Consider the following 15,629-nt stretch of genomic DNA (forward strand, 5'->3'; position numbering starts at 1 on the left):
GGTCGGTAGGTAGACAACAATATGTGCGATAAACGAACACTCAGTCGATTATCGGATTGTCTGGCGATTTTTAGGGGCTTACTCTTCAGTCATTCCGGCGCAGCGCCTCGCGCCTTTTTCTACCACTGTCGGTTCATAACAAAACGGGAGCCTGCCCCATGGCTGAAATCCTTTCGCTGCACGACGCGGTGAAGCAATTCGTTAACGACGGCGATACCGTCGCCCTCGAAGGCTTCACCCACCTGATTCCTACCGCGGCGGGTCACGAAATCATTCGTCAGGGCAAGAAAGACCTGACCCTGGTGCGGATGACCCCTGACTTGATCTACGACCAGTTGATCGGTGCCGGTTGTGCTCGCAAGCTGATCTTCTCCTGGGGCGGTAACCCGGGTGTCGGTTCGCTGCACCGTCTGCGCGATGCAGTCGAGAAGCAGTGGCCGCACGCGCTGGAAATCGAAGAACACAGCCACGCCGACCTGGCCAATGCCTACGTCGCTGGCGCTTCGGGACTGCCGTTTGCAGTGCTGCGCGCCTACGCCGGCTCCGACCTGCCGAAGGTCAACCCGCTGATCAAGACCGTCACTTGCCCGTTCACTGGCGAAGTGCTGGCAGCGGTGCCGTCGGTACGTCCGGACATCACCGTGATTCACGCACAAAAAGCCGACCGTAAAGGCAACGTGCTGCTGTGGGGCATCCTCGGCGTGCAAAAAGAAGCCGCGCTGGCGGCCAAGCGTTGCATCGTGACCGTCGAAGAAATCGTCGACGACCTCAATGCACCGATGAATTCCTGCGTACTGCCGACCTGGGCCCTGAGCGCGGTCTGCCACGTGCCTGGTGGCGCACATCCGTCCTATGCCCATGGTTACAACGAGCGCGACAACCGTTTCTACCAGGCTTGGGACCCGATTGCCCGCGACCGTGAAACCTTCACCGCGTGGATCAACGAGTACATCCATGGCTGCGCTGACTTCAGCGAGTTCCAGGCCAAGCTGGCCGCTGCTTCGGAGGCGAAGTAATGACTTACACCACCAATGAAATGATGACCGTCGCCGCCGCCCGCCGTTTGAAGAACGGTTCGGTGTGTTTCGTCGGCATCGGCCTGCCGTCGAAAGCCGCCAACCTCGCGCGCCTGACGTCCTCGCCAGATGTAGTCCTTATCTACGAATCGGGTCCGATCGGTGCCAAGCCGAGCGTACTGCCACTGTCGATCGGTGACGGTGAGCTGGCGGAAACCGCCGACACCGTAGTCCCGACCGGCGAGATTTTTCGCTACTGGCTGCAGGGCGGGCGCATTGACGTCGGCTTCCTCGGCGCTGCGCAAGTCGACCGTTTCGGCAACATCAATACCACCGTGGTCGGCGACTACCACGCGCCGAAAGTCCGTCTGCCGGGTGCCGGTGGCGCGCCGGAGATCGCCGGTTCCGCCAAGAGCGTGTTGATCATCCTCAAGCAGTCGGCGCGTTCCTTCGTCGACAAGCTCGACTTCATCACCTCGGTCGGTCATGGCGAGGGCGGTGATTCACGCAAGCGTCTCGGCCTGCCGGGTGCCGGTCCGGTCGGCATCATTACCGACCTGTGCATCATGGAACCGGAAGCCGGCACCCATGAATTCGTGGTCACCGCACTGCACCCGGGCGTGACCCGCGAGCAAGTGACCGCTGCCACGGGTTGGCCGATTCGTTTTGCCGAACACGTTGAAAACACCGCCGAGCCGACCGATATCGAGCTCAAGGCCCTGCGCGACCTGGAAGCCCGCACTGCCGCGGCCCACGGCCAAGCACCTGGAGAAGCGTGATGCGTGACGTTTATATCTGCGACGCGATTCGTACCCCCATCGGCCGTTTCGGCGGTGGTCTGTCGGCGGTTCGCGCCGACGACCTGGCCGCCGTGCCGATCAAGGCGCTGATGGAGCGCAACCCGTCGGTAGACTGGAACGCCGTGGACGAGGTATTCCTCGGTTGCGCCAACCAGGCCGGTGAAGACAACCGCAACGTGGCACGCATGGCGTTGCTGCTGGCGGGCCTGCCGGAAAGCATCCCGGGCGTGACCCTCAACCGCCTCTGCGCCTCGGGCATGGATGCCATCGGCACGGCATTCCGCGCCATTGCCAGTGGCGAGATGGAGCTGGCGATTGCCGGTGGCGTCGAGTCGATGTCCCGCGCACCGTTCGTGATGGGCAAGGCCGATGCGGCGTTCTCGCGCAACATGAAGCTGGAAGACACCACCATCGGCTGGCGTTTCATCAACCCGTTGATGAAGGCCCAATACGGCGTCGATGCGATGCCGCAGACCGCGGACAACGTCGCCGACGACTACGAAATTTCCCGCGAGGATCAGGACGCGTTCGCACTGCGCAGCCAGCAAAAGACCGCCGCCGCGCAAGCTGCAGGGTTTTTCGCCGAAGAAATCGTCGAAGTGCGCATTGCCCACAAGAAGGGTGAAACGGTCGTCAGCCAGGACGAGCATCCGCGCGCCGACACCACCCTGGAAACCCTGGCCAGACTGAAACCGGTCAACGGTTCCGACAAAACCGTTACCGCAGGCAACGCCTCGGGTGTGAACGACGGTGCCGCCGCGTTGATCCTGGCATCCGGCGACGCGGTGAAGAAACACGGCCTGACGGCGCGTGCCAAAGTATTGGGCATGTCCAGCGCCGGTGTCGCCCCTCGGGTCATGGGCATCGGCCCGGTCCCGGCGGTGCGCAAACTGACCGAACGCCTGGGCCTGGCTGTCAGCGATTTCGACGTGATCGAACTCAACGAAGCTTTCGCCAGCCAGGGTCTGGCGGTACTGCGCGAACTGGGACTGGCGGACGACGCGGCTCAGGTCAACCCGAACGGTGGCGCCATTGCCCTGGGCCATCCGTTGGGCATGAGCGGTGCGCGCCTGGTGCTGACGGCGCTGCATCAGCTGGAAAAGACCGGTGGCAAGAAAGGCCTGGCGACCATGTGCGTCGGCGTCGGTCAGGGTCTGGCGTTGGCCATCGAGCGCGTCTGACTCGTCGCCCCGATAACAAGAACTGAGGAATGCTCCATGACTGACAAGCCTGGTTACCGCCGCCCGCAGGCGGGCACTCAGCCGGACTACCTGCACCCGGCCTATCAATCCACCAACCGTCGCTCGCCGTCCAAGCCGCTGGTGTTCTTGCCTCACTCGCTGTCGGAAATTACCGGTCCGACGGTCGGCGCCGAGCGCATCAACGAGAAGGACAACGACCTGACCGCTCAACACCAGGGTGAACCCCAGGGCGAGCGGATCATCATCCACGGCCGCGTGCTGGATGAAGATGGCTTGCCGGTGCCGGGGATCCTGGTGGAGATCTGGCAGGCCAACGCCGCCGGTCGCTACAACCATGATCGCGACCTGCACGATGCGCCGCTGGACCCGAACTTCACCGGTACCGGCCGCACCGTGACCGACGCCGATGGCTGGTACCAGTTCCAGACCATCAAGCCCGGCGCCTATCCGTGGGGCAACCACCACAATGCCTGGCGTCCGGCGCACATTCACTTTTCGCTGTTCGGGCCGAGCATCCTGACGCGGCTGGTCACCCAGATGTATTTCCCCGGGGACCCGTTGCTGGCCTACGACCCGATCTACAACTGCGTGCCGGATACTTGCGCCAAAGAGCGCTTGATCGCCAGTTTCGACCTGGAAAAAACCATCCCTTCCTACGCCCTCGGTTATCGCTGGGACATCGTCCTGCGCGGCCGCGAAGCCACGCCGATGGAGAAATAAGATGACGCTGAATGCGACCACGTCCCACACCGTCGGACCGTATTACCACATCGGCCTGACCTGGCTGAACCGCGAAGATCTGACCGTCGAACACACCCTCGGCGAGCGCGTGGCGATCACCGGGCAGGTCATCGATGGCAACGGCGATGTCGTCAACGACGCGATGCTGGAAGTCTGGCAGGCCAACGCCGCCGGCAAGTACGACCACCCCGAAGACGATCAGGACAAACCCCTGGACCCGAACTTCGAAGGGTTTGGCCGGGTGCCGGTGGATGCCGAAGGGCGGTTCCGCTTCACCACGATCAAGCCGGGCACGGTGCAAGGCCTCAAAGGCACGACCCAGGCACCGCACCTGGTGGTCCTGGTGTTCGCCCGTGGTCTGGTCAAGCACTTGCTGACGCGAATCTACTTCGATGGCGAGCCGGCCAATGTGGCTGATTCGTTGCTTGAATGCGTACCTGCCGAGCGCCGCGATACCTTGCTGGCGAAGAAGGATGCATCGGGTGTTTATCAGTGGAATGTGATTTTGCAAGGGACTGAGGCGGAGACGGTGTTCTTCGATTATTGAGAGAACACCATCAATCCCTGTGGGAGCGGGCTTGCTCCCACAGGGGTTGTGTATTGCCAATGCTTCTGTGGAACGGGACTGTTGCAAATTGTGTCTAGACTCTGACAGTCCCCAAAGAGTGAATACCCATGACTACCCCCACCGCTATTCCAGCGCACTACACCGGTGAAGAGCGCAGCAAACGGATCTTTGCAATTGTCGGTGCCTCGTCGGGCAACCTCGTCGAATGGTTCGACTTTTACGTCTATGCCTTTTGTGCAATCTATTTTGCGCCCGCGTTCTTTCCTTCCGACAACCCCACGGTACAGCTGGTCAACACCGCTGGCGTATTCGCCGCCGGGTTTCTGATGCGGCCTATCGGCGGCTGGATCTTCGGCCGGGTCGCGGACAAGCACGGTCGCAAGAACTCGATGTTGATCTCGATTCTGATGATGTGCTTCGGATCGTTGCTCATCGCTTGCCTGCCGACCTACAAGGACATCGGTGTCTGGGCGCCGATCATGCTGCTGTTCGCCCGCTTGCTGCAGGGCTTGTCGGTAGGCGGTGAGTACGGCACCACGGCGACCTACATGAGCGAAGTCGCCCTCAGGGGCCAGCGCGGTTTCTTCGCCTCGTTCCAGTATGTGACGCTGATCGGCGGGCAGTTGCTGGCGGTGTCGCTGGTGGTGGTCCTGCAACAGTTCCTTACCGAAGACGATCTGCGCGCCTACGGCTGGCGGATACCGTTTGTGGTCGGTGCGGCGGCGGCATTGGTTTCGCTGTTCCTGCGTCGTTCGCTCAAGGAAACCACCAGCAAGGAAATGCGCGACAACAAGGACGCCGGCAGCATCCGAGCCCTGTTTCGCGACCACAAGGCTGCGTTCATTACTGTGCTGGGTTACACCGCCGGTGGCTCGCTGATTTTCTACACCTTCACCACGTATATGCAGAAGTACCTGGTGAACACCGCCGGCATGCACGCCAAGACGGCCAGCTACATCATGACCGGCGCGCTGTTCCTTTATATGTGCATGCAGCCGTTTTTCGGCATGCTCGCGGACAAGATCGGCCGTCGTAAGTCGATGCTCTGGTTCGGCGCCCTCGGTACCTTGTGCACCGTGCCGATCCTGTTGAGCCTGAAAAGCAACACCAATCCGTTCCTGGCCTTTGTGCTGATTACCCTGGCGCTGGCGATCGTCAGTTTCTACACCTCCATCAGCGGCCTGGTGAAAGCCGAAATGTTCCCGCCGGAAGTGCGGGCACTGGGTGTCGGCCTGGCGTATGCGGTGGCGAATGCGATCTTTGGTGGTACGGCGGAGTATGTGGCCTTGAGCCTCAAAGCCGTGGGCATGGAAAACTCCTTCTACTGGTACGTGACGGTGATGATGGCGGTGGCGTTCCTGTTCAGCCTGCGCCTGCCGAAGCAGCCGAAATATTTGGAACACGATCTTTGATTTTTTACCCGTGGGCCTGACCGGCCCACGCCTTCAGGGACTGTTTATGAACCAGCGACCGGGCAACCAGTTGTTCGATGCTTATTTCACTGCCCGCGATATGCGTGACGTGTTCTGCGATCAGGGCCGGGTCCAGGCCATGCTCGATTTCGAAGCGGCACTGGCCCGGGCCGAAGCGCAGGTCGGGTTGATTCCGCCGACTGCGGTCGCACCGATCGAAGCGGCTTGTCGGGCGGAGCATTACGACTTCGTCGCCCTCGGAGAGGCGATTGCCACGGCGGGCAATTCGGCGATTCCGCTGGTCAAGGCGCTGGGCAAGCAGATCGCGAAGCACGATGCCGAAGCCGAGCGCTTTGTGCATCTGGGCGCGACCAGTCAGGACGTGATGGACACCGGCCTGGTGCTGCAACTGCGCCACGCGCTGACCTTGATCGAAAGCGACCTGGCGCAACTGGGTGAAACCCTGGCGACCCAAGCCTTGCGTTATGTTGCGACGCCACTGGCCGGACGCACCTGGTTGCAACATGCGACCCCGGTCACCCTTGGCATGAAGATCGCCGGCTGGCTCGGCGCCGTGACTCGCAGCCGTCAGCGTCTGCAAGAACTCAAGCCACGACTGCTGGTGCTGCAATTCGGTGGTGCCTCCGGGACACTGGCGGCCCTCGGCGAACAAGCCATGCCGATTGCCGAAGCGCTGGCGGCGGAACTGCAACTGAGCTTGCCCGAACAACCCTGGCACACCCAGCGCGATCGCCTGGTGGAATTCGCTGCGGTGCTGGGTCTGATCGCCGGCAGCCTTGGCAAATTCGGTCGCGACATCAGCCTGTTGATGCAGACCGAAGCCGCCGAAGTCTTCGAACCGTCGGCGCCGGGCAAGGGCGGTTCCTCGACCATGCCGCACAAACGCAACCCGGTGGGCGCCGCGGTGCTGATCGGTGCCGCGACCCGGGTGCCGGGTCTGTTGTCGACCCTGTTCAGCGCCATGCCTCAGGAACACGAGCGCAGCCTGGGCCTGTGGCATGCCGAGTGGGAAACCCTGCCGGAGATTTGCTGCCTGGTGTCCGGCGCGCTGCAGCAGGCGCTGTCGCTGGCCGACGGGCTGGAAGTGGATGCCGTTCGCATGGCCCGCAACCTCGACCTGACCCAAGGCCTGGTGCTGGCCGAAGCGGTGAGCATCGTCCTCGCCCAACGGGTCGGCCGCGACACCGCCCATCATCTGCTCGAGCAATGCTGCAAGCGTGCCGTGGCGGAACACCGTCATCTGCGCGCAGTACTGGGCGACGAACCGCAAGTGACCGCCGAGCTGTCGGCTGCTGAACTCGATCGTCTGCTGGACCCCGCCCATTACCTCGGTCAGGCCCATACCTGGGTCGAGCGAGCGGTGGCTGAACATTCTGCATTGACTGCCTGAAGGAGACTGCCGTGGCATTCGTACAACTCGCCGAGGGCGAACTGAATTACCAACTCGATGGCCCGGCCGGAGCGCCGGTGCTGGTGCTGTCCAACTCGTTGGGCACCGACCTGCATATGTGGGACGCGCAGATTGCGGCGTTCACCGAACAGTTCCAGGTGCTGCGTTTCGATACCCGTGGCCATGGAAAATCCCTGGTCACGCCGGGGCCTTACAGCATCGAGCAACTGGGCCATGACGTGCTGGCCCTGCTGGATGCCTTGCACATCGAGCGCGCGCATTTTTGCGGTCTGTCCATGGGCGGCTTGATCGGCCAGTGGTTGGGGATCAACGCCGGCCAGCGTCTGAACAAACTGGTGGTGTGCAATACCGCGGCGAAAATCGGTGATCCATCGGTGTGGAACCCGCGGATCGAAACCGTGCTGCGTGACGGTGTGGCGGCGATGGTCGCGCTGCGCGATGCATCGATTGCACGCTGGTTCACCGCGGATTTCTCCGAAGCCAACCCGGAAGCGGCGAAGAAGATCACGGACATGCTCGCGGCCACCTCGCCTGAAGGTTATGCGGCCAATTGCGCCGCCGTGCGCGATGCGGATTTCCGTGAGCAGCTGTCTTCGATCAAGGTGCCGTTGCTGGTCATTGCCGGCACCGAAGATGCGGTCACGCCGCCGTCGGGCGGGCATTTCATTCAGGAGCATGTGCATGGCGCCGAATACGCCGAGTTCTATGCGGCGCATTTGTCCAACGTCCAGGCTGGCGCTGCGTTCAGCGACCGGGTACTGGCGTTCCTGTCAGCCGATTAAGGGGATGGTCGTGGACGAAAAACAACGTTATGACGAGGGCATGAACGTCCGGCGCGCGGTACTCGGTGACGCTCACGTCGACCGCAGCCTGACTACCCTGACCGAGTTCAACTCGGAGTTCCAGGAGATGATCACCCGCCATGCCTGGGGCGACATCTGGACCCGCCCGGGCCTGCCGCGCCACACCCGCAGCCTGATCACCATCGCCATGCTGATCGGCATGAACCGCGAAGGTGAACTCAAACTGCACTTGCGCGCCGCCGCGAACAACGGCGTGACCCGTGGCGAGATCAAGGAAGTGATCATGCAGAGCGCGATCTACTGTGGGATTCCGGCGGCCAATGCGACCTTCCACCTCGCGGAATCGGTGTGGGATGAGTTGGGAATCGAGTCGCGGGAGTGATTCCGTAAAACTCTGCTGCTGACGCCTTCGCGGCGGTGCGGCGATCCGACAAGCCCGCTCCTACAGTGTTCGGTGTGAACGCTAATTATGTGTTCACCGAAGATCCCCTGTGGGAGCTGGCTTGCCAGCGAAAGCGTTCTATCAGTCAACATCTCTGTTGAATGTGCCGCCGCCTTCGCGGGCAAGCCCGCTCCCACAGTGGGCCGGTGTGAACGCCAATTTTGTGTTCACTGATGGTCCTCTGCGGGCTTGCCCGCGATGGCGGTAGTGAAGTCTAGAGCAGGTTGATCGGATAGCTGACGATCAACCGGTTCTCGTCGAACTCGTTATTGCTGAAATCCCGGCGAATGGTCGAGTTGCGCCATTTGACGTTCAAGTCCTTGAACGTTCCGCTTTGCAGGGTGTACGCCAGTTCTGATTCGCGCCCCCATTCCTTGCCATCGGTAACGGTACCGGTGTGCACATTGTCACCACTGATGTAGCGGTTCATCAGGGTCAGGCCCGGCACGCCGAGCGCGACGAAGTTGTAGTCGTGGCGCAGTTGCCAGGACTTCTCCTTGGCGTTGTCATAGCTCGCGTTATAACTGTCGTTGGCCAGGGTGCCGCCGCTGGTACCGTTGACCCGCATCCAGGCATTGTCGCCGGTGAGCTTTTGCAGGCCGACGTAGAAGGTGTGGCCGCCGTACTTGGCGGAGAACAGCCCAGACCAGGTCTTGTTGTCCAGTTCGCCGGCCCGGGCACTGCCGTCATCCTTGCCGTAGAAGAAGCCGAGGTTGGCGCCCAGGGTCCAGTCGCCGATGGGCTGGCTGTGGGTCACATTCAGGTATTGCTGGCTGTAGATGTCCTTGAGTTCGGCGTTCCACAGGCCGACCTGGGTGCGCTTGTCGTTGAACAGGTATTCGCCGCCCTGGAAATTGAAACGGTCGGAGGTGAACGCAGCCTGGCCGGTCATCGACATGTCGCTCATGCTGCTGTCGTCCCGGGGGCTGTTGGCGCGGAACTGGCCGCCGTAGAGCGTCAGGCCGTTGATTTCCTTCGAAGTGATCTGCCCGCCACGGAAGGTTTGCGGCAGGGAACGCCCGTCGTCGGAACGCAGGATCGGCAGCACCGGCATCCATTCGCCGACCTTCACTTCGGTCTGGGACAGCTTGGCCTTGAACGCCACGTTGGTGCGCCCGAAGTTGTCCGCCGGGCGACCGTCGCTGTCCAGCGGCAGTAATTGTGTGCCACCGGTACCTTTACCGCCGTCGAGTTTCACCGAGTACAGCCCCAGCACATCCATGCCGAACCCGACGATGCCCTGGGTGAACCCGGACCTGGCATCGAGGATGAAGCTTTGCGTCCACTCTTCAGCCTTGCCCTGCGCCCGGGTCGGGTTGGTGAAGTTGCGGTTGATGTAGAAGTTGCGCAGGTTCAGGTTGACCTTGGCCCCTTCGACAAAACCCGATTCCTCGGCTGCGGCGGGCAGCGCCGCACCGGTCAGCGCGATGGCGATCAGGCTGGGGAAAAAATACTGCGCAGTGGAAGGCGTCATGGGCTCGGGTCTCTCTGGTTTTTAGGGGTGTAACGGGTTGCGACTGCAATGCGTGATTGCAGACAAAGGCGGGTATCAGGGACTAAAAATGAACAGGATCAGCCGGACAGGGCAGGGCGCGGGGGCATGGTGTAGAACCTGATGTTATTGGTCTTGTGTTGAGGATGGTGCGGGGAATGTACTGGATGGTTCAATCTGGAAAATCGGAATCGGGGCGATTATCGAACGATAGTTTTGGTAGATTTAATACATTGCCAATGTTCACAAAAGGCCCAGGCCACTTTTGTGTGGGGAGAATGTTAACTTTTCAAAATCTATCAGTTTTGTAAGGTTGTCAATCTGTCATATCTGACAGTTGTTGGCGTAGGTATGAGGGTGTAGTCTTTTTTTCGTTGTCTTTTGATTTCTTTATTTCATACGACTTTCAGTTGGAGATGGTTATGAGCTCTAAGAAAAAACAGCAGAATGCAGCAGATCTCAACGTTCTCTATAAAAATGGGCAAGCCTATTTTATATTTAATGAGGAAGAAATTTTACTCGAACCCGTACAGGGGAGAATCAGTGGAACTCTCCATGACTATCGTGCAACGGAAGAATCAAAAACCGATGTCAGCTTGACGAAATTGCTTTTTTCTCAGTGGACCCATAATCAACAGCGAAATTTTATGCTAATCGCTGCGGAGAGAGCTGAAGTAACCGGAATAGCATTGCGTATGGTGGGCGGAGATCTCGTGACAGGAACGCCCTACAGAATTTCAGATGAAATTACGGATGTGGGAGCACTGATTGAAGTTAAAGGAAAAGTCATTCCTGGTAATTGCATTTTAGAAGGGGTCCTTACTGTCTTGTCCGCTAATGAGTACTCAATTGATGGTTATTTCGATTTTTCCTACACTAATCTGCAAGGTGAGCGAGAGATCTATTTTAAGTGCAATGCTTTTTCTATAAATCTACAAGCCAGCGAGAGCTAATTAACGTTCTGGCTTTGGTTTTTTTTGTGTGAGGCGATTTCAAAGTATTATATGTGTAGCGGTGTACTATTTTAGATGGTTGCTTTGTAAAAAAGCCGCCTCATGGAACCACTATGTCCCATGAGGCTTTTTTTTGCTGAAGAATTAAAACAACTTCATCTTCGGCGCTTCTTCTTTCTGCGGCTCGACCCTGGCGGTCTGCTCATTCCAGCCACCGCCCAGTGCCTTGTACAAATTAACCGCACTGGTCAGCTGCGCCAGACGGTCGGTGATCAGCGCCTGTTGGGCACTGAACAGCTGGCGCTGGGCATCGAGGAAGGTCAGGTTGCTGTCGACACCAATGCGATAACGACGCTCGGCCAGACGGTAGTAGTCCTGGTTGGCGCTGACGAAATCACGCTGGGCCTGCAATTGATCGGTGTAGGTCTGTCGCGCGGCCAGGCCATCGGCGACTTCCTGGAAGGCCGTTTGAATGGACTTCTCGTAGTTCGCCACGCCGATGTCTTTCTGGATTTTCGAGTAATCCAGGCTGGCGCGCAGGCTGCCGGCGTTGAAGATCGGCAGGTTGATCTGGGGCTGGAACAGCCAGGTGCCCGAACCGCCCTTGAACAGGCCGGACAGGTCCGGGCTCAGGGAACCGGCATTGGCTGTCAGGCTGATGCTCGGGAAGAATGCCGCCCGGGCCGCGCCGATGTTGGCATTGGCCGCCTTGAGGTTGTATTCGGCCTGGAGGATGTCCGGACGCCGTTGTAGCAAGTCCGACGGCAGGCCGGGCGGAACGTCGCTCAGCAGTTCGTCGGACAGCGGCTTGGCGGTTGGCAGATTGGCCGGGATAGCGGTGCCGAGCAGCAACACCAGGCTGTTTTCATCCTGCGCGACCTGGCGGGTGTAGCGAGCCAGTTGCGCCCGGGCGTTTTCCACCGAGGTCCGCGACTGGGCCAGGTCCAGGGCCGAGGCTACACCGACTTCGTTGCTGCGGGCGGTGAGCTTCAGGCTCTCCTCGAACGCACCGAGGGTGTCCTGGGTCAGCTTGCGCAGCTCTTTGTCCGCCTGCCAGGTCAGGTAGGCATTGGCCACGCTGGCCACCAGACTGATCTGCGTGCTGCGGCGGCCTTCTTCGGTAGCGAAGTACTGCTGCAGGGCTTCTTCGCTCAGGCTGCGAACCCGACCGAACAGGTCCAGTTCATAAGCGCTGATGCCGACCGTGGCCGAGTAGGAACTGGTGATGCCCGCTTCGCCGGTCTGCGAGGCCCGTGCCGGGACCCGCTGCCGGCTGCCGGTGCCATTGGCCGACACCGCCGGGAACAGATCAGCACGCTGGATGCGGTACTGCGCCGCGAAGGCATCGATATTCAACGCCGCGACCCGCAGGTCGCGGTTGTTTTCCAGGGCGACCTGGATCAGTTGCTGCAGGGCCGGGTCATGGAAAAACTGCTTCCAGCCCTGTTCGGCGGCGGCCTGGGCCGGCGCCTGGGCCGGCGAGTACGCCGGGCCCTGTGGATACTGGCCGGCCACCGGCGCTTCCGGCCGCTGATAATCCGGTATCAGTGAGCAACCGCTCAGCACGAGGGCGGCGATTGCGATGGAGAGTAGCGACTTGCTCATTAGCCAGCCTCTTTAGAAGGTTCAAGTGCGTCATCCTGGTCAGCGGTTTTGCGCTGCCCCATGGCCGACACGGTGACGAAAAACAGTGGGACCCAGAAGATCGCCAGGATCGTGGCGGTGAGCATACCGCCAATCACCCCGGTACCGATCGCATGTTGGCTACCAGAGCCTGCGCCCGTGGAAATGGCCAGTGGTACCACACCAAGGACGAAGGCGAGCGAGGTCATGACGATCGGTCGCAAACGCATCCGGCAGGCTTCGATCGCGGCATCGCGCAGGCTGCGCCCCTGTTCATGCAGTTCCTTGGCGAATTCGACGATCAGGATGGCGTTTTTCGCCGCCAGCCCGATGGTCGTCAACAGGCCCACCTGGAAGTACACGTCGTTGGACAGGCCGCGCAGGCTGGTCGCCATCAGCGCCCCGATGATGCCCAACGGCACCACCAGCATCACCGCGATCGGGATCGACCAGCTTTCGTACAGCGCGGCCAGGCACAGGAACACCATCAGCAGCGACAACGCATACAGCGCGGGCGCTTGCGAGCCGGACAGACGTTCCTCATACGACAGACCGGTCCAGGAAATACCGACACCGGCCGGCAGTTTCCTGGCCAGGGCTTCGACTTCGGCCATGGCTTCACCGGTGGAATACCCGGGCGCCGGAGCACCGAGAATTTCCATCGCTTCCACGCCGTTGTAACGCGACAGCTTCGGCGCGCCGTAAATCCACTCACCTTTGGCGAAGGCCGAGAACGGCACCATGGTCCCGGCGCTGTTGCGCACATACCACTTCTTCACGTCCTCGGGACTCATGCGCGCATTTGGCTCGCCTTGCAAATAGACCTTCTTCACCCGACCGCGGTCGATGAAGTCGTTCACATAGCTACTGCCCAGGGCAATCGACAGGGTGTTGTTGATGTCGGTGAGGGTCACGCCCAGGGCGCTGGCCTTCTCGTCATCGATTTCCAGCTGGTATTGCGGCTCGTCGTTCAGACCGTTGGGACGCACTTGCGAGAGGACCTTGCTTTGCGCCGCCATGCCGAGGAACTGGTTGCGCGCTTCCATCAGCTTGTCGTGACCGATACCGGCGCGGTCCTGCAGGAACACGTCGAAACCGGTGGCGTTACCCAGTTCCAGAACCGCCGGTGGGGCGAAAGCAAACACCATGGCATCACGGAAGGTGAAGAAGTGCTGCTGGGCCCGTGCCGCGAGTTTGAATACGCTGTTGTCGGCGTTACGCTCGTCCCAGGGTTTGAGCATGATGAACGCCATGCCCGAGCTCTGGCCACGGCCGGCAAAGTTGAAACCGGTCACGGTAAACACCGAGGCCACCGCGTCACCTTCACCGCCGTCCTTGGAGGGACGCAGCAGGAACTCACGCATTTCGTCCACCACCACCTGCGTGCGCTGTGCAGTGGAGCCGGCCGGGGTTTGCACCTGGGCGAACAATACGCCTTGGTCTTCTTCCGGCAGGAACGCCGTTGGAATACGGGTGAACAGCCAGATCATGCCGACCAGGATGATGAGGTAGGCCAGCAGGTAGGGCGCCTTGTTCGAGAGCATATTGCCCACGCCACGCTCATAGCTTCTGACACTACGGTCGAAATTGCGGTTGAACCAGCCGAAGAAGCCGCGTTTCGGCGTGCCGTGTTCGCCTTTCGGAATCGGCTTGAGCATGGTGGCGCACAAGGCCGGGGTGAAGATCAGCGCAACCAGTACCGACAGCGCCATGGCGGAAACGATGGTGATCGAGAACTGCTTGTAGATCACACCGGTAGAGCCACTGAAGAACGCCATCGGCAGTAATACCGCCGACAGCACCAGGGCAATACCGACCAGTGCACCCTGGATCTGCCCCATGGATTTCTTGGTGGCCTCCTTGGGTGACAGGCCTTCTTCGCTCATGACCCGTTCGACGTTTTCCACCACGACGATGGCGTCGTCCACCAGCAAGCCGATGGCCAACACCATGCCGAACATGGTCAGGGTGTTGATGCTGAAGCCAAATGCCGCAAGGATGCCGAAGGTACCCAGCAACACCACCGGGACCGTCATCGTGGTGATGACGGTGGCGCGGAAGTTCTGCAGGAACAGGAACATCACCAGGAACACCAGCACGACCGCTTCGACCAGGGTTTCAACCACGCCCTTGATCGACTCGGTCACCACCGGCGTGGTGTCGTACGGGAACACCACTTCCATGCCTTGCGGGAAGAACGGCTTGAGTGTCTCGATGGTCTTGCGCAGGGCTTTGGCCGTGTCGAGGGCGTTGGCACCGTTGGCCAGTTTCACCGCCAGACCGGAGGCCGGGCTGCCGTTGAACTGGGCACTGATCGCATAGTTCTCGCCGCCCAGGCCGACATCCGCGACGTCGCCGACGCGCACTTGCGAGCCGTCCTTGTTGACCTTGAGCAGGATCGCCTTGAACTGCTCGGCAGTCTGCAGGCGGGTCTTGCCGATGATCGTCGCGTTCAGCTGTTGGCCGGCGACCGCTGGCAAACCGCCGAGTTGACCGGACGACACCTGGACGTTCTGCGCCGCGATGGCGGTCTTCACGTCCACCGGCGTCAGGTTGAAGTTGTTGAGCTTGGCCGGGTCGAGCCAGATCCGCATCGCGTACTGGGCACCGAAGACCTGGAAGTCACCGACACCGGCGGTCCGCGAGATCGGATCCTGCATGTTCGACACGATGTAGTTGGACAGGTCGTCCTTGGTCATGCTGCCGTCACGGGACACCACGCCGATCACCATCAGGAAGTTTTTCACTGCCTTGGTCACGCGGATCCCCTGTTGCTGCACTTCTTGCGGCAGCAGCGGGGTGGCCAGGTTCAGTTTGTTCTGGACCTGAACCTGCGCGGTATCGGAGTTGGTGCCCTGCTCGAAGGTCGCGGTAATGGTCATGCTGCCGTCGGAGTTACTTTCCGAGGAGACATAACGCAGGTTATCGATACCGTTGAGCTGTTGTTCGATCACCTGCACCACGGTGTCCTGCACGGTTTGTGCGGACGCGCCCGGGTAGGTCACCTGGATCGCAATGGCCGGAGGCGCAATGCTCGGGTATTGGTTGATCGGAAGTTTGAGGATCGAGAGTGCCCCGACCAGCATGATCACCAGGGCAATTACCCAGGCGAAAATCGGACGGTCGATAAAAAATTTCGACATGG

The 15,629-nt window shown here is 60.5% G+C and carries 13 protein-coding genes; 10 read left to right on the forward strand and 3 right to left on the reverse strand.

The genetic code is table 11. From position 1 onward, the window contains the following. Nucleotides 1–158: 158 nt before the first annotated feature. The 9 genes from PMA3_RS05390 (at nt 159) to pcaC (ending at nt 8,356) form a co-directional block, all read left to right on the forward strand. Nucleotides 159–1,016 (forward strand): CoA transferase subunit A, encoded by an 858-nt coding sequence (locus PMA3_RS05390; RefSeq protein ID WP_007947285.1) that lies wholly within the window; start codon nt 159–161, stop codon nt 1,014–1,016. Continuing rightward, nucleotides 1,016–1,795, forward strand: a complete 780-nt coding sequence (locus PMA3_RS05395; protein WP_064676201.1) for a CoA-transferase subunit beta — start codon at nt 1,016–1,018, stop codon at nt 1,793–1,795. Before PMA3_RS05390 ends, PMA3_RS05395 begins: the two co-directional genes overlap by 1 nt. After that, nucleotides 1,792–2,997 carry a 3-oxoadipyl-CoA thiolase gene (gene pcaF, locus PMA3_RS05400; protein WP_191630804.1) on the forward strand — a complete coding sequence of 402 codons (1,206 nt, stop codon included), beginning with the start codon at nt 1,792–1,794 and terminating at the stop codon, nt 2,995–2,997. Before PMA3_RS05395 ends, pcaF begins: the two co-directional genes overlap by 4 nt. Nucleotides 2,998–3,033: 36 nt before the next feature. After that, entirely contained in the window at nt 3,034–3,738 is a 705-nt protein-coding gene (gene pcaH / locus PMA3_RS05405; RefSeq protein WP_064676203.1) for a protocatechuate 3,4-dioxygenase subunit beta, read from the forward strand. A gap of 1 nt (nt 3,739) precedes the next feature. Continuing rightward, nucleotides 3,740–4,306, forward strand: coding sequence for a protocatechuate 3,4-dioxygenase subunit alpha (pcaG, locus tag PMA3_RS05410; RefSeq protein WP_064676204.1), 567 nt, complete (start codon nt 3,740–3,742; stop codon nt 4,304–4,306). Nucleotides 4,307–4,434: 128 nt separating this feature from the next. Next, nucleotides 4,435–5,739 (forward strand): MFS family transporter, encoded by a 1,305-nt coding sequence (locus tag PMA3_RS05415; protein WP_064676205.1) that lies wholly within the window; start codon nt 4,435–4,437, stop codon nt 5,737–5,739. Nucleotides 5,740–5,785: 46 nt separating this feature from the next. Beyond that, entirely contained in the window at nt 5,786–7,150 is a 1,365-nt protein-coding gene (locus tag PMA3_RS05420; RefSeq protein WP_064676206.1) for a 3-carboxy-cis,cis-muconate cycloisomerase, read from the forward strand. An 11-nt stretch (nt 7,151–7,161) separates the two neighbouring features. Further along, nucleotides 7,162–7,953 carry a 3-oxoadipate enol-lactonase gene (gene pcaD / locus PMA3_RS05425; RefSeq protein WP_064676207.1) on the forward strand — a complete coding sequence of 264 codons (792 nt, stop codon included), beginning with the start codon at nt 7,162–7,164 and terminating at the stop codon, nt 7,951–7,953. 10 nt (nt 7,954–7,963) lie between these two features. Next, on the forward strand, nt 7,964–8,356 hold the full coding sequence (gene pcaC / locus PMA3_RS05430) for a 4-carboxymuconolactone decarboxylase (protein ID WP_064680618.1): 393 nt from the start codon (nt 7,964–7,966) through the stop codon (nt 8,354–8,356). A 274-nt stretch (nt 8,357–8,630) separates the two neighbouring features. Here the strand turns inward: pcaC and PMA3_RS05435 are convergent, their stop codons facing one another. Beyond that, a complete protein-coding gene (locus PMA3_RS05435) occupies nt 8,631–9,890 on the reverse strand; it encodes an OprD family porin (protein ID WP_064676208.1) in 1,260 nt (419 codons plus the stop codon). A 440-nt stretch (nt 9,891–10,330) separates the two neighbouring features. On the opposite strand from PMA3_RS05435, the gene PMA3_RS05440 reads away from it, so the two are divergent. Next, nucleotides 10,331–10,861: a hypothetical protein gene (locus tag PMA3_RS05440; RefSeq protein ID WP_064676209.1), complete on the forward strand. Its 531-nt coding sequence runs from the start codon at nt 10,331–10,333 to the stop codon at nt 10,859–10,861. A gap of 144 nt (nt 10,862–11,005) precedes the next feature. On the opposite strand, the gene emhC is transcribed toward PMA3_RS05440, so the two are convergent. Further along, a complete protein-coding gene (emhC, locus tag PMA3_RS05445) occupies nt 11,006–12,466 on the reverse strand; it encodes an efflux RND transporter outer membrane subunit EmhC (RefSeq protein WP_064676210.1) in 1,461 nt (486 codons plus the stop codon). Beyond that, nucleotides 12,466–15,627: an efflux RND transporter permease subunit EmhB gene (gene emhB, locus PMA3_RS05450; protein ID WP_064676211.1), complete on the reverse strand. Its 3,162-nt coding sequence runs from the start codon at nt 15,625–15,627 to the stop codon at nt 12,466–12,468. Before emhB ends, emhC begins: the two co-directional genes overlap by 1 nt. Nucleotides 15,628–15,629 lie beyond the last annotated feature (2 nt).

This window comes from Pseudomonas silesiensis (genome assembly GCF_001661075.1).
Lineage (GTDB): Bacteria > Pseudomonadota > Gammaproteobacteria > Pseudomonadales > Pseudomonadaceae > Aquipseudomonas > Aquipseudomonas silesiensis.